The sequence below is a fragment of the Streptomyces manipurensis genome, from assembly GCF_049570255.1.
Lineage (GTDB): Bacteria > Actinomycetota > Actinomycetes > Streptomycetales > Streptomycetaceae > Streptomyces > Streptomyces manipurensis.
Genome location: NZ_CP186950.1, coordinates 7,592,762 through 7,616,886 on the forward strand (window position 1 = coordinate 7,592,762; position 24,125 = coordinate 7,616,886).

Below are 24,125 nucleotides of genomic sequence, written 5' to 3' on the forward strand. Positions count from 1 at the left end.
CGGGGCACGGCGGCCGGCACCGTCCGCCGCGCCACACCGGGACGCCGTGCCACCGGGTCGGCGGGACCCACGGGTTCCGCCGGCTCAGCCGGCGGCCAGGGTGTCCCGCAGCCGCCGGGCCTCCTTCAGCAGCCGCGAGGAGCCCGGCCGTTGCGCCAGCGCCGTCACCTCGGGCAGGGCGCCGCGCGCACCCGACAGGTGCGCGGCGTCCGCCGCGACGCCCAGCAGCAGGCCGTGCACCTGCGCGGGCGTGCACGCCAGCAGGCCCGGCAGGGCGGGAGCCAGCACCGCCCACACCGCCGGAGCGCCCTGCGGGGCCGCGACGGCCGTGCGCAGCGACTCGCCCAGCAGGGTGGCCTTCAGGGTGCCCAGCCCGACCAGTTCGACGAGTTCGCGCCCCAGCAGTTCCCCGTCCAGTGCGCCCCGCGCACCCAGCCGGACCAGCGCTCGCACGGCCTCCTCCCGGTCCCGCTCGGGCGCCGACGCGAGCCCGTAGGCCACGGCGAGGTGCACGGCCGGTCCGGCCGGACCGTCCGCCGCGGCCAGCGCCTCCAGGAAGCCCGGGGCGCCGGGGCCGTTCTGGTCCGCCGCGGACGCGACGCCCGTCAGCAGGCGCGCCGCGGCGATCTCCGGATGCCACGGCAGCACGGCGACCGTGTGCGCGTCCCGGTCGTCCGGCATCGAGGCGTGCGCGCAGCCGATCTGCGGCTCGAACGTCCGGAACAGCGACCAGAACCGGCGGGGGAACGCGCCCCGGCCCTCGATCGCCTCATGTCCGACCAGGATCCGGCGGCCGGCCCGCGCCCCGCGCCGCCTGCTCGGACGTTCCGCCGCACCCGACTCGCGGTCCCGCCACCACACCGGCTGCGGCAGGCCGCCCCCGCGCAGCCAGTCGGCCACCCGCGGTGCCTCATCCGTCCCCAGCCGCTCGGCCGCCCGGACGGCTGCGGGATCGACGGGTCCTCCGCAGCGCAGCAGGGCCTGTCCCAGGTCCGCCGGCCCCGGCCGCACCCCGAGCCGCGCGTACTCCGCGAGCCGCCGCACCAGGTCGTGCGGCTCCACCGCACCCGTCGCCCGGCTCGGGGCGGACAGCAGGAACGGCACCGTGTCCCCGGTCCGCACGCGCGCGGTCACCTCGACCGTCCGGGCGTCCGCGACGTAGTCCAGGGCCACGTGCTGGCACAGCTCCAGCCAGCCCCCTCCGGCGTTCTCCCAGTACTCCTCGGCCCGCACCGGCCCCACCGCGGCGGCCACCAGAGCCCCGACGGACCACACCGCGCGGTGCGGACGCACCCGCTGCTCGCGCGGTATCCCGCCGAGCGCGGCGGCCAGCGCCTCGCGGTCCGTATGACAGTGGCCCACCACCGCGTTGAGCAGGCGTTCGTACGTGACCACACCGGGATCACGGCGGTCGGCCAGCACGGCCGCGACCTTTTCGGCGAGCGCACCCGGTGCGGGCGCGGCGCATTCCCCCTCGATCATGTCCCGCAGAGTAGGGGGAGCCACCGACACCCCGGTGACCGGGGCACGCACGAGGCCGCTCCGAAGGCCCCTCTGAGGGAGCGTCGGACGCCGCGCGCACGCGTCCGGCGGGCCGCGGCCGGAGCACGGGTAGCCGGCCAAGGCGGGGGTACACGCGCCCGCATGACATCGAGATTCGCGCGGTGGCGCGGTGAAGGGCCGGACGCGTCCGACGCGCCGGCGGAACGGAGCGAGGCCGTCGTCGGGGCCGGGCGGCCGCCGGTGCATCCGGCCGTACGGGCGCTCGCCATGGTGGCCGCCTTCTTCGGGACCGTCCTGTTCAGCGTGGTCCTGGCCCGGCTGACGCTGGAACCGTCCGCCGCCTCGGTGGCCCTCGTCCACAGCAACGTACGGCCCGGCCATTCGATCAACGCCTACCTGGAGGGGGCGTCGACCCTCGAAGCCGCCCGCCAGCTGGGCGGGAACCTGCTGCTGGGGGTCCCCTTCGGCCTCCTGCTGCCCGTGCTGCTGCCTCCGGCACGCGGGCTGCTCAGGGTGGCCGTCGTGACGGTCTGTCTGATGACCCTGGTCGAGCTCACCCAGGGAGCCCTGGTCACCGGCCGGGTCTTCGACATCGACGACGTCATCCTCAACACCTCCGGCGCCCTGCTCGGCTATCTGCTGGTCGGCCGCCGGCTGGGGCGGGCCGTGCACCCGCGCCGCCACCACTGGTGGCACCGCCTGACGCGCCGTCGGCAGGAGGTCCCGGCGCCCCGCCATTCGGCCGACACCGTGGTGGAGGGCAAGGCGGCCGCCGGGTAGGCGACGTGCATGAACCCTCACGCTCACAGTGCCCGCACGAAGGTGGTCACGGCGTCGGCCGCCACCTCGGCGGGCTGGCTGAAGACCCTGGACCGGCTCGAGAGGACCACCGTCGCGGACCCCGCGGTGCGGGCCCTGCAACGGCTGGTGCGGTCCATCCCGCTGGGTGACGTACGGGACCTCCTGCGCGGCGGCCCGATCGGCCACCCGCTGCACCCGGTGCTGGTGCAGGTGCCGGTCGGCTGCTGGCTCTCGGCCGCCGTGCTGGAGGTCGTACCGGGTACGCGGCGGGCCACCACCACCCTCATCGCCGTGGGGCTCGCCGGTGTGGCGCCGGCGGCGGTCACCGGATGGGTGGACTGGGCCGACCTGCCGCCCGAGGAGGCCCGGGTGGGACTGGCCCACGCCGTGTCGAACGCCGCCGCGGTCGGCTGCTACGCGGTCTCCCTGGCGGCCCGCCTCGGGGGCCGCCCCGGGAAGGGCCGCCTGTGGTCGCTGGCCGGTCTGGCGGCGGTGGCCGTCACCGGCGCGCTCGGCGGCCACATCGCCCACCGCCGGGCCCTGGGAGCGCGTACCGCGGCGTGACGGGGGAGGGGCGGCGCGGGCGGTACTCCGGTGAACCGGGCCGCCCGTAGGCTGTGCCGCGGGCGGCGCTCCGGAACCCTTTCGCGTGACATACCGTCCGCGGGCGGCGGGGGCCGCCCCCGTACGTAAGGGCACGACCGACGAGGGGGCCGGAATGCCGGCGGAGGACGAAGACGGCCACGGCACCGCCGGTCACGGCGCGGACCGGCCGGGGCACGGGATGCTCCACCACGTGGAGATCTGGGTGCCCGACATCGACCGGGCCGCAGATTCCTTCGGCCCGCTCCTGGAAGCTCTGGGGTACACGCCGTTCCAGAGCTGGGACGGCGGACGCAGCTGGCGGCTCGGAGCCACCTACCTGGTCTTCGAACGCTCCCCTGCCCTCACCGCAGACCGCCACGACCGCTGCCGACCGGGCCTGAACCACCTGGCCTTCCACGTCGAGGACGCCGACACGGTCGAGACTCTGGTGACCCTGGCCCGGCGGCACGGATGGACGCTGCTGTTCCCCGATCTGCACCCGCACGCCGGGGGCGAGCGGACCTACGCCGCCTACCTGGAGAACGAAGACGCCTTCGAGATCGAACTCGTCGCCCTCCCCGCACCCCGCCCGGAGCTCCGCCGGCACCCGTGACGGGCACCCCCTCCGGGATGGCACACTGCGCCACGGCTGTGGTCCGTCCGCGCGGACCGCTACGACCTTCCCGCCGTCGCGTCCCGAGAGGTGCCTCCGTGTCCCAGCCCGTCACCGTCGAGGTCACCGTCCGGGGCGTCGCCCGCACCGTGCACCGCGAGCAGATCGAAGCCGCGGCGTCCCGCCTCACCCCCGTCCACGGCAGCACCGCGCTCCACCACTCCTGGTACGCGCTGGTCGGCGGCGGCCTGCACTACGTCGGAGCCCTCGCCGCGGCCGCCGGTGCGGACGTGGACGTCAGGACCGCCCGTCTGCTGCTGCACGACCTCGGATTCCCCGTCATGGCCTATGCGTGGACCCGGGCGACCGTCGCGGCCCCCCACCCCGACCACGGCTGACCCGGACGTGGCCCCCGGCCGGCGCCCCAGGCCTGCCGTGCCGGCCGGGCTAGGAGGGGGCCAGGAGGACGGCGCGCTCGACCGCGGCCGTCGTGGCGTCCGCGTCGGCCACCCCGTAGTAGATCATCCAGGCCGAACGGGCCCCCTCCTCGGTGAGTTGGCCGAGCCCCGCGACGGTCCTGCCGTCCTTGCGGAACATCCCGCCCTCCATGTCCCCCACCTCCACGTCCCCGCCCTCGCCCATGGACGCGTACTCCCAGCCGAGCACGGAGCGGTAGGAGGCCGCGGCGGCGGGGACGCCAGGGGCTCCCAGGTCCAGCCAGCAGGGGGATCCCGGCACGAAGTCGGTGGTGATCATGACTGTTTCCCTTCCGGAGGTCGCCGTGACCCCAGCCTGACACCGGCCGCCGGCCCCAGCCCCCGGCCCGGAGCCGTCCCACATGCCGGACGACGCCGGACCCGGGTGCGTGAGCCGCCGGGGACGGGGCATGCGCGTGCCGTAAGGACAGTTCGGGTTCCACGGAGGAGCTGAGACATGAGCAACGCCAACGCCAACGACGACATGTGGGCCTACCGGTCCGGCATCGTCCACCCCACGGGCGAGGACCTGACGGGCTACCGGGTGGAGGCCACCGACGGCCACATCGGCAAGGTGGACAAGCACTCCCACGAGGTGCAGGACGCCTATCTGGTGGTCGACACCGGAGTGTGGATCTTCGGCAAGGAGGTCCTGCTCCCGGCCGGGACGATCACCGCAGTGGACCGGGAGAACAAGACGATCCACGTGGAGCGCACCAAGGAACAGATCAAGGCGGCACCGGAGTTCCACCACGACAACCACCTGCGCGACCCGGACTACCGCCAGGAACTCAGCAAGTACTACGGCGTCACCGGCTCGCTGGGTTCGATGGGCCGCCCCATCATCTGACGCTGCCGCCGGGTGCTCACAGCAGCTTCGACAGGTCCACCGAGTCGGACGCGGGCGGCGGCTTCGCCGACACGGGCTCGTCGAAGGCGGAGAAGGTGGCGTCCACCCGCTCCCCGGAGGTGTCGGACCCCTGGATCCGCAGCAGGTACGGCTGGTCCTCGGTGGAGACCGCGAACACCCCGGACTTGCCGTCGCCCGTGCTGCTCACCGTGATGGCGGGGCGGCCGTCGACGGTGGTCCGCGCCCCCTTCTGCAGACTCGCGTCCGCCGGCTTCGCGGAGAACTCCTCCCGGAAGAAGTCGAGGTCGCAGAAGTCGGCGAAGTCGCTCAGCAGCGGGCTGCTCGTCGTGCCGTGCAGATAGCGGCCGTTGATCAGCGCGACCGCGTCGTCCGCGGCGGCCGGGGGCACCTGGGAGCGCAGCAGGTCGTCGTCCAGTTTCATCCACACGTCGTCGCCCCGCTTGATGACACTGGCCTTGCCCGCCCCGCCGGGAGCGGTGACGGTGCCCACGCAGTCGCCGGCCTCGTCGAAGCGAAGGTCCAGGCCGGTGGTGCCGTTCTTGTCGGACACCTTGGCCACCATGCGCATGGACGTGAGGTCCGCCATCGCCTTGCGGGAGGCGTCGGCGATGTCCTGGGCGCTCTTCCCGGCGAGGCCGTTGTCGTCGGCCGCCGCGGTTCCCGCGCCGAGGGCCGCGCACACGATCAGACAGACGGTTCCGGCGGCCGTGCGGCGGGCCGCGGCGGCCCTGGCCGCCTTGGGCGCGGTGCGCGCCCTGGGTGCCCTGGGTGCGGACATCCGGCATCACCTCCTCCGGACGTCTCCGCGGGGCATCGGTCACGGCCTCCGGGGCGTCCGGTCACCTGATCAGCGTAGGCCCGCTCCGGGGAAGGCGCAGGAGGGGATCCGTCCGGGCCCGCACGGCCCCCTCGTGCCGGGCCTCCGGATCGTGCAGAGTGGTGCCCGCACCGCAGCCCGTGTCACCGCGGCACCCGACCCCCGGAGTTCCCCAGTGCCCACGACCGCCGAGCCCCGGGGGACGGTCCCCGCCCGCCCCGAGTCCGTCCGGACCGAGGGCGAGGGTCCCGTCCGTACGGTGATCCTCAGCCGCCCGGAAGCCAGGAACGCCGTCGACGGTCCGACCGCGGCCCGGCTCGCCGACGCCTTCCGCGCCTTCGAGGCGGACCCCGAGGCCTCGGTGGCGGTCCTGTGGGGCGAGGGCGGCACCTTCTGCGCGGGCGCCGACCTCAAGGCCGTCGGCACCGACCGCGGCAACCGGGTCCTGCCCGAGGGGGACGGCCCCATGGGACCCACACGACTGCGCCTGACCAAGCCGGTGATCGCCGCGATCGCCGGGCACGCGGTCGCGGGCGGACTCGAACTGGCCCTCTGGTGCGACCTGAGGGTCGCCGAGGAGGACGCGACGTTCGGGGTGTTCTGCCGCCGCTGGGGCGTCCCGCTCGTCGACGGCGGGACGGTGCGCCTGCCGCGCCTGATCGGCGAGAGCCGCGCGATGGACCTGATCCTCACCGGCCGCCCGGTCGGGGCCGACGAGGCGCACGTCATGGGGCTGGTCAACCGGCTCGTGCCGCACGGGGAGTCGCGCCGCGCCGCCGAACGGCTGGCGCACGAGATCGCGGCCTTCCCGCAGCTGTGCCTGCGACACGACCGGCTCTCCGTCCGCGAACAGCACGGCCTGACCGAGGCCGAGGCGCTCGCCGGGGAGTACCGCCACGGTCTCGTCCCGCTCACCGCGGGAGAGACCCGGGACGGGGCCGCCCGGTTCGCGGGCGGCGCCGGCCGGCACGGCTCCTTCACCGGCTGACAGGACCTAGTCTTCTGAGTCGGGAATTCTGTTCAGATATGAGGCGAGGCGTTCGAGGATCTCGTCCGCGGTCTTGGTCCAGATATAGGGCTTGGGGTCGGTGTTCCATGCTGCGATCCAGGCCCGGATGTCTTGTTCCAGGGCCTGGACGCTCTTGTGGACGCCTCGGCGTATCTGCTTGTTCGTCAGCTCGGCGAACCGGCGTTCCACCAGGTTGAGCCAGGACGATCCGGTCGGTGTGAAGTGCAGGTGGAACCGGGGGTGGGCCAGCAGCCAGGTCTTGATCGCCGGGGTCTTGTGGGTGGCGTGGTTGTCCAGCACCAGGTGGACCTCGAGACCGGTCGGTACTTCCTTGTCGAGTTTGGTGAGGAACTTCTTGAACTCCTCAGCGCGGTGGCGGCGGTGGAGTGAGCCGATCACCTTGCCGGTGGCGACCTCGAGGGCGGCGAAGAGGGTGGTGGTGCCGGCGCGGACATGGCCGTGCGTGACCCTTTGCGGGACGCCGGGCATCATCGGCAGGGCGGGCTGCGAGCGGTCCAGGGCCTGGATCTGCGACTTCCCGTCCACGCAGAAGACCAGTGCCCGCTCGGGCGGGTCCAGGTAGAGCCCGACGACGTCGTGGACCTTGTCGATGAAGTACGGGTCGGTGGACAGCTTGAAAGTCTCCGAGCGGTGAGGCTGCAGGCCGAAGGCCCGCCAGATCCGCGAGACCGTCGACTGCGACAGGCCTGTCTCCTTCGCCATCGACCGTGTCGACCAGTGCGTCGCGTTCTTCGGGGCGGACTCCAGCGTCCGGGCGACCAGCGCGGCCACCTGCTCGTCCGTGACCGACCGGGGGCCACCCGAACGTGGCATGTCGCCCAGGCCGGCGATCCGATGCTCGACAAACCTTGCCATCTGAACAGAATTCCCGACTCAGAAGACTAGAGGGCCAGGCGGTAGCGCACCTCGGGCAGGGACACCCCGTCGTACTCGTCCGCCTGCACGGCGCCGTCCGCCGCGTAGCCGGCCCGTTCGTAGAAGCGGCGCGCCCGGGCGTTGTCCTCCAGGACCCACAGCAGCAGCCGGCCGAGGCCCAGCTCGCGGGCTCGCGCGTGCACGGCCTCGATCAGGGCGCGGCCGACGCCGGATCCGACGAGGGCGGGCAGCACGTACAGGGCGTACAGCTCGCCCGTACGCGTACCCGTACCGGCCCCCTCGTCAGGGCCGGGCCCCAGACAGGCCCAGCCGACGACCGCCCCGCGCGCGTCGACCGCCACGAGGTCGTACACGCCGCCGGGGGCGCTCGCGAAGCGCCGCCTGCGCTCGCGGGCGTCCTCCTCGACGGTCATGCGCTCCAGCCAGGTCCGCGGCACGATCCCGGCGTACGCCGTACGCCGTCCGCCACCCGGTCACCCGGATCGCGGAGACGGCCTCGATGTCGGTCCCGGTCATCGCCCGTACGGTCACCATCCGGGCAGCATAGGGGAACTACGGGAACCGGCCCCGGTCAGCGGTGCAGCTGACGGGTCCAGTCCGCCGGGACCCGGCCGGCCGGTCCAGGAGCCGGCTGGTCCGCCGGGCGGGCGCCGGGGGGAGCCAGCTCCGGCCCCGCGTCGTACAGGGCGTTCGTGTCGTAGTTCCAGAACCACTCCTCGCCCGGCTCGAAGCTCTGGACCAGCGGATGGCCGCTGGACTTCCAGTGCGCCGTGGCGTGCTGGGCCGGCGAGGAGTCGCAGCAGCCGACGTGGCCGCACTGCGCGCAGCGCCGCAGGTGGAACCACCAGCCGCCCACCGCGTCGCAGTCGGTGCAGCCGGAGCCGGAGGGCGGGACGCCCGGGGCGATGCCGTCGATGTCGGTCATGCGGTCTCCTCGGCGGTGTCGTGGACGGATGCGGAATCGGACGCGGGCCCGGGCTCGGGCGCGGTCAGCGGCAGCAGCACCTGGAAGCGGGTGTCGCCCGGCTCGGACTCCACCTGGAGGCTGCCGTGGTGCTTGCTCACGACGATCCGCCAGGAGATGTCCAGGCCGAGTCCGGTGCCCTCCCCGACCGGCTTGGTGGTGAAGAAGGGGTCGAAGATGCGGCTGCGGATGTCCGCCGGGATGCCCGGCCCGGTGTCGCGGAACTCCACCAGGAGCCGGTCGCCCTCCCGGGCCGTGCGCACCGTCAGCGTGCCGTCGCGGCCGGTGCTCCCGATGGCGAACACCGCGTTGTCGATCAGGTTCGTCCACACCTGGTTGAGCTCCGCCGGATAGGCCGGCACCGGCGGCACGGACCGGTCGTAGTCCTTGACCACGCGCACGTTGGAGCCGATCTTGCCGGACAGCATCAGCAGGGTGCTGTCCAGGAGTTCGTGGACGTCGACGACCCGGTGGGGAGCGCGGTCGAGTTGCGAGTACTGCTTGGCCGCGTCCACGAGGTGGGAGATGCGGCTGGTGGAGTCGTCGATCTCGTCCATCAACAGCTCGGTCTCGACGGTGTAGTTGAGCCAGCCGATCGCCCCCGGCAGGAGGTCCTCGGACACGGACGCCGCGACCTGGTCCAGCCAGTCCGTGTCCAGTCCGGCCTGCACGAACGTCGGCGCGATCCGCCAGCCCTCCACGATCCCGTGGTCGTCGAGCCAGTCGGACAGCTCGTCCTCCCGGTCCGAGGCCTCCAGCGGGCTCAGCGCCGTCGCCTTGGCCACCCGCTCGACCGTACGCTCCTGGATCTCGATCAGGTCCGCGATGGACTCGCGGGAGAACTGGCCCTGCGAGATGTGGGCCAGCTTGTGCCGCATCTTCCCCACCCGCTCGCGCAGCGTGGCCGTGGCCCGGACGGCGGCCGCGGCCGGGTTGTTCAGCTCGTGGGTCAGCCCCGCGGACAACGAACCCAGCGCCAGCAGCCGTTCGCGCTGCCCGATCGCCCGCTGGGTGTTCTTCGAACCGAAGAAGAGACCCTCCAGCAGGTGCGCGGCCATCGGGAACCACTCGCGCATGATGTCCGCGAACGACTGCGCGGGCAGCACGAAGAAGCGCGTCCGCTCGGTCACCCGCATCGAGTTGGTGTACGTCTGCGGCACCCGGTCGCCCAGGTAGGCCTGCATCGCCCCCGCGTACACCCCCCGCTGGGAGGTGCGGCTCACCTCGACGTCGTCCCCGCCGACCCGCCGGGACAGGACGACGGTGCCCTCGATCATCACGTAGAAGCAGGTGGCCGGATCGCCCTCGGTGTACACCGGGCCCTCCTCGAACCGCTCCACGCGCCCCTCCCCGCAGAGCCGCCCGAGCTGCTCCGGCGTCAGCTTCTCGAACAGGAACAGCGAGGCGATCTCCTGCGGGCTGCAGGGCATGACCTGCCCGCTCATGACTGCTCCAGGTACCGGTGGACGAGCATCACGGCCATGGCTCCCTCTCCGACGGCCGACGCGACCCGCTTCGCGGACTGCGAGCGGGCGTCACCCGCCACGAACACGCCGGGAACATTGGTCTCCAGGTGGTACGGCGCGCGGTCCAGCCCCCACTCGCCGGGCGGACTCCCGTCCGCCGTCAGGTCCGGCCCGGCGAGGATGAAGCCGTGCTCGTCGCGCAGCACCGTCCCGTCCAGCCAGTCGGTCAGCGGAGCCGCGCCGATGAACACGAACATCCACTGGGCATCGACGAGTTCCGTCGAGCCGCTGTCCACGTCGCGCAGCGTCAGCTGCTCCAGGTGCCCGTCGCCGTGCGCCTCCTCCACCACGGTGCGGGTGCGCACCCTGATGTTCGGCGCGTCCTCGATCTGCTGGATCAGGTAGTACGACATCGACGCCGCCAGCGACTCCCCGCGCACCAGCAGCGTCACCGACTTCGCGCCGCGCGCCAGGTACATCGCCGCCTGGCCGGCGGAGTTGGCGCCGCCGACGATGTAGACGTCCTGCCCCTGGCAGGAGGCGGCCTCGGTGAGCGAGGAGCCGTAGTACACCCCGCAGCCGGTGAGGGAGTCACAGCCGGGGGCCCGCAACTGCCGGTAGGACACGCCCGTCGCCAGGATGACGCTGTGCGCCGCGATCGCCGACCCGTCGGAGAAGCGGACGACGCGCGCCGCGCCGTTCGCCTCCAGGCCCGTCACCTCGCGCGCGGTGAGGATCTCCGCGCCGAACCGGCCCGCCTGCCTGCGGGCCCGCTCGGTCAGCTGGGCACCGGACACGCCGTCCGGGAAGCCGAGGTAGTTCTCGATGCGGGAACTCTGGCCGGCCTGCCCGCCGGTCGCCGACCGCTCCACCAGCACCGTCCGCAGCCCCTCGGAGGCCCCGTACACGGCGGCGCCGAGACCGGCCGGGCCGCCGCCGATGACGACCAGGTCGTAGAAGTCCGCGGCCGGAGTGGTCGCGAGCCCCACGTGGGCGGCCAGCTCGGCCGCCTCCGGCTCGACCAGCGCGGTGCCCTCCGGCGTGATGACCAGGGGGAGCCGCTTCCCGTCCGCGCCCGCGGCCTCCAGCAGCCGCTGCCCCTCGGGCTCGTCGGAGGAGTACCAGCGGTACGGCACCTGGTTGCGCGCCAGGAACTCCCGTACGTGCGAGGACCGCGCCGACCAGCGGTGGCCGACCACCTTCGTGGCGGGCACCGGCCGGTAGTCGCTCGAACGCCAGGCCGTGAGCAGGTCGTCGACGACCGGGTAGAGCTTCTCCTCCGGCGGGTCCCACGGCTTGAGGAGGTAGTGGTCGAGGTCGACCACGTTGATCGCGTCGATCGCCGCGTTGGTGTCGGCGTACGCGGTCAGCAGCACGCGCCGCGCCCCCGGATACACCCCCAGGGCCTGTTCGAGGAAGTCGATGCCGTTCATCTGCGGCATGCGGTAGTCGGCGAGGATCACCGCCACCAGATCGCCCCGCAGCTTCAGCTCGCGCAGCGCCTCCAGGGCGGATTCGCCGGACTCCGCGCGCACGATCCGGTATCCGGCGCCGTAGCGGCGCCGCAGGTCACGGGCGATCGCCCGGGAAACCCCCGGATCGTCGTCCACGGTCAGGATGACGGTCCGCGCTGCGTCGGCGGCCTGAGTCATGCGTACGTCTCCACCCCGGGTGTCGTGGGCGGGCACGGAGGACCGGCCCGCGCCGTTTTCCCGCCCATCGTATGTTCGATCGTCCGGGTCCGCCCCAGGGCGCGGCGGACCGTGCGCTGCGGGTGCAGGGCGGTTCGCTCTCGGTCAAGTGCGACCGCTCGCGGTCGCCGGACGGGGACGGAGGGTGACCGGATCGGGCCGCCCGGGACCCCCGTAGGGTGGCCGTACTGATCGCGTGCCGCCGAACGGAGTTGCCGCTGTGTTGACCGCCTTGACGGGTGCCTTCGGGGACCGCGCGGACGCGGTGTCCGTCGCGGGCCGCAGCACGTCCTACGAGGAGTTGCTCGGCGCCGCCCGCGCGGTGGCCCGCGATCTGGCGGATACCGGGACGACGGCGTTCGCCGTGGACGCGACGGCATCCCTGGAGACCGTGGCGGCCGTGGTCGGCGGCCTCCTCGCCGGTGTGCCGTGCGTCCCACTGCCGCCCGACGCGGGACCCGCGGAGCGGGGCCACATCCTGCGGGACTCCGGGGCCCGCGTCGTCGAGGTGGACTTCGCCCGGCGGTCCGCCGCCGGTCCGGAGCTCCCGCCGCCCGGGTCGGACGGCGCCGCCCTGATCCTCTACACCTCGGGTACGACGGGCCCGCCCAAGGGCGTGGTCCTCACCGGGTCGGCGATCGCCGCGGACCTGGACGCGCTGGCCGGAGCCTGGCAGTGGGACGCGGACGACACCCTGGTGCACGGACTGCCGCTGTTCCACGTCCACGGGCTCGTCCTCGGCGTACTGGGTGCCCTGCGCACCGGGAGCCGGCTCGTGCACACCGGCCGGCCGAGCCCGCAGGCGTACGCGGCGGCGGGCGGCAGCCTGTACTTCGGGGTGCCGACGGTGTGGTCCCGCGTCGCCGCCGATCCGCGGTCCGCGGCGGCGCTCGCCGGAGCCCGGCTGCTGGTGTCGGGCAGCGCGGCCCTGCCCGCGCCGGTCTTCCGGGACATGGAACGGCTCAGCGGGCACCGCGTCGTGGAGCGGTACGGGATGACCGAGACGCTGATCACGGTCAGCGGCCGCGCCGGAGGCCCGGCCCACCCCGGTACGGTCGGCACGCCGCTCCCGGGCATCACCACCCGCATCGCGGCGGAGCCGGGAGCCGAGATCGGCGAACTCCAGCTCACCGGGCCGACGTTGTTCGCCGGCTACCTGGGCCGGCCCGAGGCGACCGCCGCCGCCCACACCCCTGACGGATGGTTCCGCACGGGCGACATCGCCGCCGTCGACGAGAGCGACGGCACACACCGGATCGTCGGCCGGGCCTCGACGGACCTGATCAAGTCGGGCGGGTACCGGATCGGCGCGGGCGAGGTGGAGAACGCCCTGCTGGACCACCCCCGGGTCAGCGAGGCCGCCGTGGTCGGCGTCCCGGACACCGACCTGGGCCAGCGGATCGTCGCGTTCGTCGTGGCGCAGGGGGTCACCGGGGGAGAGCTCACCGACTTCGTCGCCGCGCACCTGTCGGCGCACAAGCGGCCCCGGGAGGTCCGCTTCGTCGCGTCGATCCCGCGCAACGCGATGGGCAAGCCACAGAAGCGGCTGCTCCTGGAGGGCTGAACCGGCACGGGCCGAACCCCCACGGGCCGAACCGCACTCCCGTCACACGAGGGCGGCGTGCCGCGGCAGGTCGCCGCGGCACGCCGCCCTATGCGGGGCCGGGTCGCCACAGGGGCGCCCGGACGGGGTCAGCGGCCGCCGTCGCGCCGGCCGCGGTTGTCACGGTTGCCCCAGGAGTCACTGTCGACGAGGTTGCCGCGACGGTCGCGCAGGGTCGCCGTGTCGTTCCGGTCCCAGATCTGCTGACGGCGGTTCTGGTAGACGTCACGCTGGGTGTTGCGGCCCTGCCCGGTGTGCACGCGGACGCTGGAGCGGCCGTCGAGGCGGAAGCCGGAGAAGCGGTAGCGGTTGCCGTCGCGGTCGCTGAGGGTGAACCCGCTCAGGTCGACGCCGTGGCGTCCGTTGTTCCGGATCTCCACCCACTCGCCGTTGAGCGCGCGGTTGGACCGGTCGCCGCGGCCGCCGGCGTCGTGCCGGACGTCGCTGATCACGAGGGACTGCGACCCGCGGTGGTCGCGCCGGTGGTCACCGCGCCGGTCGTCGGCGGAGGCCGGGACGGCCGCCGCGACGGTGAGGGTTCCGGCGGCCAGGACGGCGGCGAGGGTACGGCGCGTGGTGGCAGAGACGGTCATGGGCACAACCCTTCACGATGGGCCCCGCCGGGGGACGGGGCCCCGGGCGGCGGCTTCGAACGGTTCCCGGCGTCCGGCCGGGCAGGCACACTCTGGCGCCCCCCCATCCACGAAAGCCACCAGATCTGCCCGTGTTGCCCCATGCGGATATTTCCGTGACGCTCGCCTGTACCGGGCACCGGTCAAAGCGGGGTTGACCGCGACCGCGTGCGGCCCCGGTGCCACCCGGCTTCCCCCGGGCCGCCGCCGCGGCGGCGCTTCGGCCGAACGGGTTCAGCCGCTCGTCACAGCGTCGCCGGCCGCGGGCCGGCTGCCCCAAGCGGTGATCATCCCGGGCGACATCGCCGCGCAGTCGGGGGAGCCGAGGTACCGGATCGCCGCGTCGACGCCCGCCTCGTCCACCAGCCCGGTGGCCGTCATCGCCTCACGGGCGCGGTCCCAGGTCTCCGCCCAGAAACGGCTGATGGGACTGCCCGGCACGAGGGGCGGCACGTACAGCTCGGCCGCCGTGGAGACCAGCCCCAGGTCCCGCAGCAGCTCCGGGTAGCGGGGCACCCAGGAGACGTCGGTGCCGATGGTGTCGCGCAGCCCCTGCCACATGGCCTGCACGGCCACGGTGTACGGGCTCCCCGGGACCGCGTCCGTCGTCAGGTCGGCCGCGTCGCTCAGCACCAGCACCCCACCCGGAGCGAGCAGCCCGGCCAGCCGGGCCATCAGCTCCCGGCGGGCGGGCAGGTGCATCAGTACGAAACGGGCATGGACCAGGTGGAAGCGCCCGGGGTCGAAGCCCGGTTCGCAGACGTCCGCCTCCAGGACCTCCAGCCCGGACCGCGGGTGGGCGGCGAGGAAGCGGACGTCGCGGTCCACCGCCAGCACGCCGTCCACCCGGAGCTCGTCGAGGAGGCGCCGTGCCACGCTGCCCGTGCCGGCCCCCACGTCGAGACAGCGCCAGCCGGGCCCCGCGCCCAGCTCCCGCATCCGTGCGAGGGAGACGTCGTCGTAGGCGAGGGCTCCGAGGTCGATCCGCTCGTCCTCGCCGGCCTGCCCCGGAGGGAAGACCGTCTTGCCGTACCGGCCGGGGCCGGCCGGAACAGGTGGGTACACGGCTGGCCACCGCCTCCCTGCGCGCAACGGGCCGGGTGGGCCCGCCGGCAGTGCCCGGCACGGGCCGGGACCACCGCCGGAGGGTCCCGTCACTCCAGTATCGGCCGGGGCCCGGGAAGCGCCCGGCGAGCGGGCTCAGGAACCGACGGGGACCGCGTCACGCAGCCGCGCGGTCCGCAGGGCGTCCGCCCACCACACGAGGTCGTCGGTCATGGCCGCGGCCGCCTGTGCTGCACCGTCCCCGTCGAGCGGCCGGCCGTCGTCGCCGAACGGGAAGCGGTGGAAGCTGACCGTTTCGCGGATGGTCGTGGCGTGCAGCTCGGCGAGGACCGGACGCAGCTGCTCGACGGCGCGCAGGCCGCCGGAGAGCCCGCCGTAGGAGACGAAGCCGACCGGCTTGCGGGTCCAGACCGGCCCGGCGATGTCGATCGCCTGCTTCAGGGAGGCGGGGAAGGAGTGGTTGTACTCGGGGGTCAGGATCACGAAGCCGTCCGCGTCGGCCAGACGCTGCACGAACGCCCGGGTGCGGGGAGCCAGATCGGTGGTCCAGTGGGCGGGGAGATCGGCGTCGAGGAGGTCGAGGGTGTCGAGTTCGATGTCGGCGCGGGCCGCGGAGACGGACTCGAACCAGCGGGCGACGACGGGGCCGAAGCGGCCCTCCCGGGTGCTGGCGACGACAAGTGCGATACGCAGTGCGGAAGTCATGCACCAGGTCTATTGCCTCAAGTGCGGTTGAGGTCAACTCCGCCTGGTCCGCGGCCGCGGGACCGCCGTCCACGCACCTCGCGCCCCCGGCCGCGAACCCCGCGCCCCCGGCTTGTGACTCGTGAGTACTGCACATCCCACGAGTGACGCAGGTGACTGTCGCCGCCCCCGCCCGCCGTGACACCTTCGGGTCTGCCGCCGACCGAGGGAGCAGGAGTGAACAAGGGGTACGCCGCCTACTGCGACGCCGACCGCTGGTTCTACGACGCGCCGTACCTGCGGGCCGGGGAGAGCTACCCCGCCGCCCTCGCCCCCGCCCCCGAGGGATGGCGCACGCACCGCACCGGCGACTGGCTGGCCCTGCGGCCCGAAGGTGCCGAACTCCCCTCCCAGGGCTGGAAGATCCACGTCTCGGCCACCCTCGACAACGCCGAGGGGACCCTGACGACCGTCCACGACTACTGCACGGCCCGGCGGATCGCCTTCAAGTTCATCCCGAGCCGGTACCTGCTGCACCTGCGCAATGCCAAGTACGCCGACCGCGCGGCCAGCGGCAAGTTCATCACCGTCTACCCGGCCGACGAGGAGCAGTGCCGCACCGTCGCCGAGGACCTCGACACCGCCCTCGCCGGCGCGGCCGGCCCGTACATCCTCAGCGACCTGCGCTGGGGAGCCGGACCGGTCCACCTGCGCTACGGCAGCTTCACCCTGCGCCACTGCTACGACGAGCACGGCGAACTGGTGCCCGCCGTCGAGACCCCCGACGGACGCCTCGTACCGGACCGCCGCGGCCCCGCCTTCCACCTGCCCGAATGGCTCGAGGTGCCCGCCTTCCTGGAGCCCCACCTCGCGGCGCGTTCGGCCGTCACCCTCGCCGGCCTCCCCTTCACGGTGGAGCGGGCCCTGCACTTCTCCAACGGCGGCGGCGTCTACACCGGCAAGGACACCCGCACCGGCGAGAACGTGGTCCTCAAGGAGGCCCGCCCCCACGCCGGACTCGCGGCCGACGGAGCCGACGCCGTCACCCGGCTCGAGCGCGAACGGGCCGCGCTGGAACGGCTGGACGGGCTCGACTGCGTACCGGCCGTGCGCGGGACCTTCGACGTCGGCGACCACCGCTTCCTCGTCCTGCAGCACCTGCCGGGCAAACCCCTCAACACCTACTTCGCCCGCCGCCACCCGCTCATCGAGGCCGACCCCGACCCGGCGGAGCTCGCCGCCTACACCACCTGGGCCCTGACGATCCACCAGCGGGTCACCGAAGCCGTCGACGCCGTGCATGCCCGCGGGGTGGTCTTCAACGACCTCCACCTCTTCAACATCATGGTCGCGGAGGACGAGAACGGCGAACCCACCGTCGCGCTTCTGGACTTCGAAGCCGCCGCACACGTCGACGAGGGGCTGCGCCAGACCGTCGCCAACCCCGCCTTCGTCGCACCGGCCGAGCGGCGCGGCTTCTCCGTCGACCGCTACGCCCTCGCCTGCCTGCGGCTCGCCCTCTTCCTCCCGCTGACCAGCCTGCTCGTCCTGGACCGTGCCAAAGCCGCGCACATCGCCGCCGTCATCGCCGAACAGTTCCCCGTGCCGCAGCAGTTCCTCGACGAGGCGGTCCAGGAGATCCTCGCCGGCACAGGCACAGGCACAGGCACAGGCACAGGCACAGGCACAGGCACAGGCACAGGCACAGGCACAGGCACAGGCACAGGCACAGGCACAGGCACAGGCACAGGCACAGGCACAGGCCGCACCGCGCCCGCCGATCCGTACCTGCCCGCCGACCCCGCCGACTGGCCGGCCGCCCGCACCTCGCTCACCGCCGCACTGCGCGCCAGCGCCACCCCCGGCCGCGAGGACCGGTTCGTCCCCGGCGACATCGCCCAGTTCGCGACCGCCGGCGGAGGCACCGCCTTCGGCCACGGCATCGCCGGAGTGCTCTACGCCCTCGCGGAGACCGGCGCCGGCCCCTGGCCCGAAGCCGAGGAATGGCTGCTCGACCGCACCGCCCGGCCACTGTCCGGCACCCCGCTCGGCTTCTACGACGGCCTGGCAGGCACCGCCTGGACCCTGCACCGCCTCGGACACCACGACCGGGCCCTCGCCCTCACCGACCGGCTGCTGCTCCAGCCCTGGGAGAGCACCGGACCCGACCTCCACGGCGGACTCGCCGGCATCGGACTGGCCCTCGACGCCCTCGGCACGGCCCGGGGCGAGAGCACCCTGCACGCCGCCGCCCTGCGCTGCGCGGAACTCCTCGCCCGACCCGGCCACCGGCCGGGGCGCGCCGGGCTGCTGTACGGCAACTCCGGAGCCGCCCTGCTCTTCGTACGGCTCTACGAGCGCACCGGGGACAAGGAGCTGCTGGCCCAGGCCGCCCAGGCCCTCCACCGCGACCTCGACCGCTGCGTCACCAGCGCCTACGGCACCCTCCAGGTCGACGAGGGCTGGCGCACGATGCCGTACCTCGGCGAAGGCAGCGCCGGCATCGGCATGGTCCTCGACGACTGGCTCCTGCACGCCCCCGACGACCGCTTCGAACAGGCCCGCCGCGAGATCGTACGGGCCGCCCAGGCCACCTTCTACGCCCAGCCCGGCCTGATGCGCGGCGCCGCCGGAATGATCCTGCACCTGGCCCGGACGACCACCCCGGGCCCGGACACCGGCCCCGGCGCCGTCGCCCGCCAGATCGAGGCGCTCTCCCGGCACGCCGTGCCCTACCAGGGCCATCTGGCCTTCCCTGGCGAACAGATGATGCGCCTGTCCATGGACCTCACCACGGGCACGGCCGGAGTCCTCCTCGCCCTCGGCAGCGCCGCGCCCGGCGGGCGCGCCCAGCTGCCGTTTCTCCCGCCGCCGCGCCACCGCGCCGCGGCCCCAGAACCGGTCCCGTCCGGGACCGAGATCCACCGCACCACACGACAGAAGGAGAAGAACCCGACATGACGCTTCTTGACCTGCAGTCGCTGGAGACCCCGAAGGAAGAGACCACCGAGGCCGCGATGACGGGGGGCGGCAGCCGGGCCAGCCTGCTGCTCTGTGGTGACAGCAGCCTGAGCATCACCACCTGTAACTGACCGGGGTATCCCGAAGGGCCCGGGCGGACCACCGCCCGGGCCCGTCCCGCACCCCTGGAGGCAACCGCCCCATGAGCCCATCCGACGCGGCCGCCGCCCCGGACCGGGAGCCCGCCCCGCAGTCGGCCCCGGCAGCCGATGCCGAACTCGCCCGCACCGCCGACCGCGCCCTCGTGGCCGCCGCCCGGCACAGCGCGGGCCGCACCGCGGCCGTTCTCGGATGCACGCTGGCGGGCGCCGCCGCGGCCCTCGCCGAACCGGCCGTCCTCGGCCACGCCCTCGACCTCCTGCTGCGCGGGGACCCGGCCGGCCCCGCCTGGACCCTCCTGTGCGCCGCCGTCATCGCGGCCGACGTGGCACTGGACGCGGCCGCCGCCCGCCTCACCGTCGAGGTGGACGGCCGTTCCACCGCCCGGCTGCGCCGACTCGGACTCGCCCGACTCCTGGGCACCTTCCCGCACCACGCGGCCCGTTCCGCACCGGGGGAGACCGCCGCCCGGCTCACCGCCCACGCCGCCGAGGCCGGGAAGGGCCCGGCCGCGGCCGCCCACGCCGTCGCCGCACTGCTGCCACCCGCCGGAGCGGCCGTCGCACTCCTGCTCATCGACCCGTGGACCGCACTCGCCCTGCTGCTGGGCCTCCCCCTCCTGGTCCTCCTGCTGCGCGCCTTCACCCGCGACACCCACACCAGCGTCGCCCGCTACCAACAGGTCCAGCTCGACACCGCCGGACGGCTCGCCGAGGCCATGGCAGGCGCGCGCACCATCGCCGCCGCCGGAACCGCCGCGCGCGAACGCGCCCGGATCCTGTCCGGTCTGCCCGAACTGGGCACCGAGGGCCGGCGCATGTGGCGGGTCTACGGCCGCACCACGGCCCGCTCCGCCACCCTCATGCCCCTCCTCCTCTACGCCGTCCTCGCCGTCGGCGGCATCCGGCTCGCCGCCGGGGCCATCGGCGTCGGCGAACTCCTGGCCGTCCTGCGCTACGCCGCCCTCGCCGCCGGAGTGGGCGCCGTACCGGCGGCCCTGGCAGCCGTCGTCCGCAGCCGGGCGGCTGCCCGCCGCACCGCGGCTCTGCTGGCCCTCCCCCCGCTCGGCCATGGCCGCGCACGCCTGCCGGACGGCGGCCCCGGCACCCTGGAACTGCGCGGCGTCCACGTCGTCCGCGGCGGATCGCCCGTACTCCACGACATCAGCCTGGTGATCCCCGGCGGGACCACTGCGGCCCTGGTGGGCCGCTCCGGCGCCGGCAAGTCCCTGCTCGCTGCGGTCGCGGGACGGCTCACCGACCCCGACCGGGGCCTGGTCCTGCTGGACGGCGTCCCCCTGGGCGACCTCGCGGCCGAGGAGCTGCGCCGCGAAGCCGGCTACGCCTTCGACCGGCCCGCGCTCGTCGGCGACACGGTCGCCGCCGCGATCGGCCTCGGCGCGGGCCCCGCCCCCGCCCCCGCGGCCGTCCGGGCCGCCGCCCGCGCCGCGGGCGCGGACCCCTTCGTCAGCCGCCTGCCCCACGGCTACGCGACCCGTCTCGCCGACACCCCCCTCTCCGGCGGCGAAGTCCAACGCCTCGGCCTGGCCCGGGCGTTCTGCCACGCCGGCCGGCTCCTCGTCCTCGACGACGCCACCTCCAGCCTGGACACCGTCACCTCCCGCGAGGTCGAACGCGCCCTCGCCCACGAGGTCCGGCCCGGCACCCGGATCGTGGTCGCGCACCGGCTGTCCTCCGCGGCCCGCGCCGACCTCGTCGTCTGGCTCGACCACGGACGGGTGAGGGCCGTCGGCACGCACGAGGAGCTGTGGCGGAGCCACCGCGGCTACCGGGAGGTCTTCGCCGCCGCGGAACCGGCCACGACCCCCACCGCACCACGACACCCGGGCGCGAAGGAGCCGTCACGGTGAACGAGCACGCCGCCCGGCAGGGCGTGGCGACCGAAGGCCGCCGCTTCCTGCGGGCCCGCACCACCGTCCTCGCCCGGCTCGCCGCCTGGTCGCTGCTGGAGGCCGCGCACACCTTCCTCGGCGGCTACGGCGTGGCACGCGCCCTCGACGACGGCTTCCTCGCGGGCAGCCCCACCACCGGACTGGCCTGGCTGGCCGCCGCAGCAGTGGGCGCGCTCCTCGGGGGACGGGCCCTGCGGGGGGTCTTCGACGCCCTCGCCGACCTGGTGGAACCCCTGCGCGACGGCCTGGTCCGCAGGGCCGTGCGCCAGGCACTGGACCGGGCCCTCGCCGACCCGGCGCGCGCGCCGGGCAGCGGCGCGGTCTCCCGGCTGACCCAGCAGACGGAAATGGCCCGGGACTCCTTCGCCGGGCTGGTCCTCACCGCCCGCTCCTTCGTCTTCACCGCCGTCGGAGCCGTCGCCGGCATGGCCGCGCTGGCCCCGGTCCTGCTGCTCGTCGTACTGCCCCCGCTCCTGCTGGGAGCCGTCGCCTTCCTCGCCACCCTCCGCCCGCTGGCCGCCGTGCAGCGCAGCTCCCTGGACACCGACGAGGCACTCTCGGACCGGGTGGGCGAACTGGCGCACGCCCTGCGCGACATCGTCGCCTGCGGCGCCGCACCGACGGCCGGGGCCCGGGTGGAGCCCCTGATCGCCGCTCAGGAGGCACTCGCCCGCAGGACCGCCCGCTGGGCCGCCCTGCGCACCCTCGCCCTGGGCGCGGCGGGCCGGCTGCCGGTGGTCGCACTGCTGGCCGCGACGCCGTGGCTGCTCGCCCGCGGAGTGACCGCCGGCACCCTGGCCGGCGCCTTCACCTACCTGGTCACCGCGCTGCTGCCCGCACTGGCCGCATTGATGACGGCCCTCGGCTCGGCCGGAACCCGGCTGCTGGTCGTCCTGGAGCGGTTCTGCGACCCGGCGCCGCCCGGTCCGGCTTCGGGAGCCGCCCCCGCGCCCCCGGCGCCGCCCGCCACCCCTCCCACCGGCCCGCCCGGCCCCCGCACGGCCGCGCCGGCCGCCGCCGAACTGCGGGGCGTCACCTTCGCCTACGGCCCCGGCGCGACCCCCGTACTGGACCGCCTCGACCTCGTGGTGCGGCCGGGGGAGCACCTCGCCGTCGTCGGGCCCAGCGGCATCGGCAAGTCCACCCTCACCGCGCTGCTCGCCGGGCTGCTGCCCCCCGGCGAGGGGAGCGTCCTCGTGGCCGGAGCGCCCGCCCGCCGCCCCACCGGAGCGCCCGGACCCGACCCGCGGCGGACCCTCCTCCCGCAGCAGGCCTACGTGTTCACCGGGACCGTCCGGGAGAACCTCACCCTGTTCTGCCCGACCACCGAGACCGCCGCCCCGGAAGACGCCCGGCTGCTCCGGGCCGTCGACGCCCTCGGCCTGCACGACCTGCTGGAGCGGCTGGGCGGCCTGGACGCCGAGGTGTCCCCACGGCTGCTGTCCCGGGGGGAGGGCCAGCACCTCGCCCTCGCCGCCGCCTACCTCTCGCCGGCCCCGCTGCTGCTGCTCGACGAGGCCACCTGCCACCTGGACCCGCTGACCGAGGAACGCGCCGAGCGGGCGCTCGCGGACCGCCCCGGCACCCTCGTCGTCGTGGCCCACCGGGTCTCCTCCGCGGCCCGCGCCGACCGGGTCCTCGTACTCGACGGGGCCCGGGCCGTCTGCGGCACCCACGCGGAACTCCCGTACCGCTCGGCCCTGTACCGGGATCTCGTGGGGCACTGGGGGGCGCCCACCACCGGATGAGGCCGCAAGGCCGGGCCCGCGGTCAGACCCAGCCCTCCTGCCGCGAGATGCGGATCGCGTCGATGAGGTTGCGCGCGCCCGTCTTGCGGGTCGCCGCGGCGATGTAGTTGCGCACCGTCCCGCTCGCCAGGTGGAGGGTACGGGCTATCTCGGCCACGGAATCCCCCTCCGCGGCCCGGGCCAGCACACTGACCTCGCGGGGACTGAGCGGGACGGGGTCGGCCCGCATGAAGGCGGACGCCAGCGACGCGTCGACGAAACGTTCCCCCGCGGCGACCTTCCGCACAGCGCGGACCAGACGACCGGGCGAACCGTCCTTGTCCACGTACCCGCGCGCCTCGGCCCGGAAGGCCCGGTGCAGGGACCCGGGTGCCCCCGCCGACGCGAGCACCAGCATGGGGGAAGGCACCACCCCGCCCCGGCACTTCGCACGCCGCTCCCCGGTCAGCACGGTCGTGGTCCCCGGACAGTCCAGGTCCACGACCGTCACGTCGGGCCGTAAGGACTCCGCTTCGCGCGCGGCCGTGCGCCAGCCCGCCGAACGGACCTCGAACGACCCCTCGGATCTCAGCAGGGCGGCCAGCGCGGACCTGACCAGACTGACGCTGTGCAGAACGAGAACCTTCGTCATCGCGTGCCCCTCCTCGGTGGACGAACCGACAGCACCACGCGGCTGCCCCGGCACAGGCGTTCCGGAACGTCACCGCGGGGGGCGTGGGGGCGCACAACCACAACTTGGCGGGATGACGGAGGTCCCGGCGGCCGGATTCCTTCCCGGACCGCCGGAACCGGCACCCGCCGTCAGGGCAGCAGACGCGCCGGAAGGTATTCGGGGAAGGCCGAGGCCTGCTCCTGCGTGGTCCGGTCGACCAGGTCCCACACCGGGTTGCGCACGTGCTCCGGCTCCGGCTCCGGCTCCGGACCGACCTCCTGCGAGGAGGTCCCGAGCCGGGTGGCGACCTCCTTGCGGAGCGTCGGCAGCAGCGCGTAGAGACGGTCGCCCGGACAGGAGGTGGCGTTGAAGTCGCGGTGGCCGTAGATCTCCGACGCCGGCAGACCGTACTGCGCGCAGATGTGCGTGCACAGGTCCGCCAGCGCCGAGAACTGCGCGGCGGGCGGGGCCAGCGAGGTGTACGTGCCCTCGTTCTCGATGCCGATCGAGAGCGTGTTCTGCCCGACGCAGTGCGCCGCCCGCACCTGGCGGGTGCCCGCGCGCAGTTCCGCCAGACTGTGGTGGCGGCCCTCCAGCACGAAGGCCCCGCGGCTGATCGTGAAGTGCTGGCCGGTGTCGATCCAGCCCTGGGCGTCCATGTGGTACGTCTGGATCGCCTTGGCCAGGGCGTACGCGCGCTGCCGCGAGTAGTCCGTCACGTTCGCCGTCGCCGTGTGGTGGACGATGATCCGCTCGGGCCGGTTGCCCAGGATGGCGACCGCCTCGGACGCTGCCCGCGCCCCCCAGGTCGCGCACCCGATGATGTCCGGGACGGCGGCGGCCTGCGCCCGCCCGGCCCCGGCGAGGGGCAGCGCCGCCCCGGCCGCCAGGGCGAAACCGCCCGTGAGGAGGGCCCGCCGGCTGTACTGCGACGCTCCGGGCGCCGAGGGCCGGGGCCGTAGGAGGAAGGTCATTCACTGCCCGTTTCGTAGGAGGGTGCCCATTGAAGGGACTCC

General features: G+C 74.4%; 22 protein-coding genes and 2 pseudogenes. 11 read left to right on the forward strand and 13 right to left on the reverse strand.

Annotation, left to right across the window (positions count from 1 at the left end; translation table 11 throughout):
- Positions 1-84 precede the first annotated feature (84 nt).
- A complete protein-coding gene (locus ACPU2J_RS34625) occupies positions 85-1,482 on the reverse strand; it encodes a hypothetical protein (protein ID WP_423834845.1) in 1,398 nt (465 codons plus the stop codon).
- A 162-nt stretch (positions 1,483-1,644) separates the two neighbouring features.
- On the opposite strand from ACPU2J_RS34625, the gene ACPU2J_RS34630 reads away from it, so the two are divergent.
- The 4 genes from ACPU2J_RS34630 (at position 1,645) to ACPU2J_RS34645 (ending at position 3,900) form a co-directional block, all read left to right on the forward strand.
- Positions 1,645-2,283 (forward strand): VanZ family protein, encoded by a 639-nt coding sequence (locus ACPU2J_RS34630; protein ID WP_420078114.1) that lies wholly within the window; start codon positions 1,645-1,647, stop codon positions 2,281-2,283.
- Positions 2,284-2,292: 9 nt separating this feature from the next.
- Positions 2,293-2,868, forward strand: coding sequence for a DUF2231 domain-containing protein (locus ACPU2J_RS34635; RefSeq protein WP_423834846.1), 576 nt, complete (start codon positions 2,293-2,295; stop codon positions 2,866-2,868).
- A 154-nt stretch (positions 2,869-3,022) separates the two neighbouring features.
- Complete coding sequence (locus ACPU2J_RS34640) at positions 3,023-3,502, forward strand: VOC family protein (RefSeq protein WP_420078112.1); 480 nt, start codon at positions 3,023-3,025, stop codon at positions 3,500-3,502.
- Between the two features lie 98 nt (positions 3,503-3,600).
- On the forward strand, positions 3,601-3,900 hold the full coding sequence (locus ACPU2J_RS34645; protein WP_423834847.1) for a hypothetical protein: 300 nt from the start codon (positions 3,601-3,603) through the stop codon (positions 3,898-3,900).
- Positions 3,901-3,970: 70 nt separating this feature from the next.
- On the opposite strand, the pseudogene ACPU2J_RS34650 reads toward ACPU2J_RS34645, so the two are convergent.
- Positions 3,971-4,258: pseudogene (locus tag ACPU2J_RS34650) on the reverse strand (VOC family protein); the annotation flags it as partial.
- A gap of 177 nt (positions 4,259-4,435) precedes the next feature.
- Here ACPU2J_RS34650 and ACPU2J_RS34655 point away from each other — a divergent pair.
- Positions 4,436-4,828 carry a PRC-barrel domain containing protein gene (locus ACPU2J_RS34655; RefSeq protein WP_420078111.1) on the forward strand — a complete coding sequence of 131 codons (393 nt, stop codon included), beginning with the start codon at positions 4,436-4,438 and terminating at the stop codon, positions 4,826-4,828.
- A gap of 16 nt (positions 4,829-4,844) precedes the next feature.
- Here the strand turns inward: ACPU2J_RS34655 and ACPU2J_RS34660 are convergent, their stop codons facing one another.
- A complete protein-coding gene (locus ACPU2J_RS34660) occupies positions 4,845-5,627 on the reverse strand; it encodes a hypothetical protein (RefSeq protein WP_420078110.1) in 783 nt (260 codons plus the stop codon).
- A gap of 214 nt (positions 5,628-5,841) precedes the next feature.
- Here ACPU2J_RS34660 and ACPU2J_RS34665 point away from each other — a divergent pair, with 214 nt between their 5' ends.
- A complete protein-coding gene (locus tag ACPU2J_RS34665; RefSeq protein ID WP_423834848.1) occupies positions 5,842-6,654 on the forward strand; it encodes a crotonase/enoyl-CoA hydratase family protein in 813 nt (270 codons plus the stop codon).
- A gap of 6 nt (positions 6,655-6,660) precedes the next feature.
- Here the strand turns inward: ACPU2J_RS34665 and ACPU2J_RS34670 are convergent.
- The 5 genes and pseudogenes from ACPU2J_RS34670 to ACPU2J_RS34690 all read right to left on the reverse strand — a co-directional run.
- Positions 6,661-7,545 (reverse strand): annotated as a pseudogene (locus tag ACPU2J_RS34670) (IS630 family transposase); the annotation flags it as partial.
- 32 nt (positions 7,546-7,577) lie between these two features.
- Positions 7,578-8,009: a GNAT family N-acetyltransferase gene (locus tag ACPU2J_RS34675; protein ID WP_423834849.1), complete on the reverse strand. Its 432-nt coding sequence runs from the start codon at positions 8,007-8,009 to the stop codon at positions 7,578-7,580.
- 134 nt (positions 8,010-8,143) lie between these two features.
- Positions 8,144-8,497 carry a UBP-type zinc finger domain-containing protein gene (locus ACPU2J_RS34680; protein WP_423834850.1) on the reverse strand — a complete coding sequence of 118 codons (354 nt, stop codon included), beginning with the start codon at positions 8,495-8,497 and terminating at the stop codon, positions 8,144-8,146.
- Positions 8,494-9,981 (reverse strand): ATP-binding protein, encoded by a 1,488-nt coding sequence (locus ACPU2J_RS34685; RefSeq protein ID WP_423834851.1) that lies wholly within the window; start codon positions 9,979-9,981, stop codon positions 8,494-8,496. The genes ACPU2J_RS34680 and ACPU2J_RS34685 overlap by 4 nt, the downstream gene beginning before the upstream one ends.
- On the reverse strand, positions 9,978-11,654 hold the full coding sequence (locus tag ACPU2J_RS34690; protein ID WP_423834852.1) for an FAD-dependent oxidoreductase: 1,677 nt from the start codon (positions 11,652-11,654) through the stop codon (positions 9,978-9,980). Before ACPU2J_RS34690 ends, ACPU2J_RS34685 begins: the two co-directional genes overlap by 4 nt.
- 259 nt (positions 11,655-11,913) lie before the next feature.
- Here ACPU2J_RS34690 and ACPU2J_RS34695 point away from each other — a divergent pair, with 259 nt between their 5' ends.
- The gene (locus ACPU2J_RS34695; protein WP_420078105.1) at positions 11,914-13,257 is read left to right on the forward strand and encodes an AMP-binding protein; all 1,344 of its coding nucleotides are present in this window, start codon (positions 11,914-11,916) and stop codon (positions 13,255-13,257) included.
- Between the two features lie 128 nt (positions 13,258-13,385).
- On the opposite strand, the gene ACPU2J_RS34700 is transcribed toward ACPU2J_RS34695, so the two are convergent.
- The 3 genes from ACPU2J_RS34700 to ACPU2J_RS34710 all read right to left on the reverse strand — a co-directional run bounded on the left by ACPU2J_RS34700 (position 13,386) and on the right by ACPU2J_RS34710 (position 15,698).
- Positions 13,386-13,889: a lamin tail domain-containing protein gene (locus tag ACPU2J_RS34700; RefSeq protein ID WP_420078104.1), complete on the reverse strand. Its 504-nt coding sequence runs from the start codon at positions 13,887-13,889 to the stop codon at positions 13,386-13,388.
- Between the two features lie 273 nt (positions 13,890-14,162).
- A complete protein-coding gene (locus ACPU2J_RS34705) occupies positions 14,163-14,993 on the reverse strand; it encodes a class I SAM-dependent methyltransferase (RefSeq protein WP_423834853.1) in 831 nt (276 codons plus the stop codon).
- A 135-nt stretch (positions 14,994-15,128) separates the two neighbouring features.
- Positions 15,129-15,698, reverse strand: coding sequence for an NADPH-dependent FMN reductase (locus tag ACPU2J_RS34710; protein ID WP_420078102.1), 570 nt, complete (start codon positions 15,696-15,698; stop codon positions 15,129-15,131).
- Between the two features lie 216 nt (positions 15,699-15,914).
- Between ACPU2J_RS34710 and lanKC the strand changes: the two genes are divergently transcribed.
- From lanKC to ACPU2J_RS34730, 4 genes are all read left to right on the forward strand, one after another.
- Positions 15,915-18,638: a class III lanthionine synthetase LanKC gene (gene lanKC, locus ACPU2J_RS34715; protein ID WP_423834854.1), complete on the forward strand. Its 2,724-nt coding sequence runs from the start codon at positions 15,915-15,917 to the stop codon at positions 18,636-18,638.
- Positions 18,635-18,769, forward strand: a complete 135-nt coding sequence (locus tag ACPU2J_RS34720) for a SapB/AmfS family lanthipeptide (RefSeq protein WP_361606983.1) — start codon at positions 18,635-18,637, stop codon at positions 18,767-18,769. The genes lanKC and ACPU2J_RS34720 overlap by 4 nt, the downstream gene beginning before the upstream one ends.
- A gap of 71 nt (positions 18,770-18,840) precedes the next feature.
- Positions 18,841-20,667: an ATP-binding cassette domain-containing protein gene (locus tag ACPU2J_RS34725; RefSeq protein ID WP_423834855.1), complete on the forward strand. Its 1,827-nt coding sequence runs from the start codon at positions 18,841-18,843 to the stop codon at positions 20,665-20,667.
- Positions 20,664-22,457 (forward strand): ATP-binding cassette domain-containing protein, encoded by a 1,794-nt coding sequence (locus ACPU2J_RS34730; protein ID WP_423834856.1) that lies wholly within the window; start codon positions 20,664-20,666, stop codon positions 22,455-22,457. Before ACPU2J_RS34725 ends, ACPU2J_RS34730 begins: the two co-directional genes overlap by 4 nt.
- A 22-nt stretch (positions 22,458-22,479) precedes the next feature.
- On the opposite strand, the gene ACPU2J_RS34735 is transcribed toward ACPU2J_RS34730, so the two are convergent.
- Both ACPU2J_RS34735 and ACPU2J_RS34740 read right to left on the reverse strand, forming a co-directional pair.
- Positions 22,480-23,088, reverse strand: coding sequence for a response regulator transcription factor (locus ACPU2J_RS34735; RefSeq protein WP_361606992.1), 609 nt, complete (start codon positions 23,086-23,088; stop codon positions 22,480-22,482).
- 170 nt (positions 23,089-23,258) lie between these two features.
- Positions 23,259-24,083: a peptidoglycan recognition protein family protein gene (locus ACPU2J_RS34740; RefSeq protein WP_420078098.1), complete on the reverse strand. Its 825-nt coding sequence runs from the start codon at positions 24,081-24,083 to the stop codon at positions 23,259-23,261.
- Positions 24,084-24,125 lie beyond the last annotated feature (42 nt).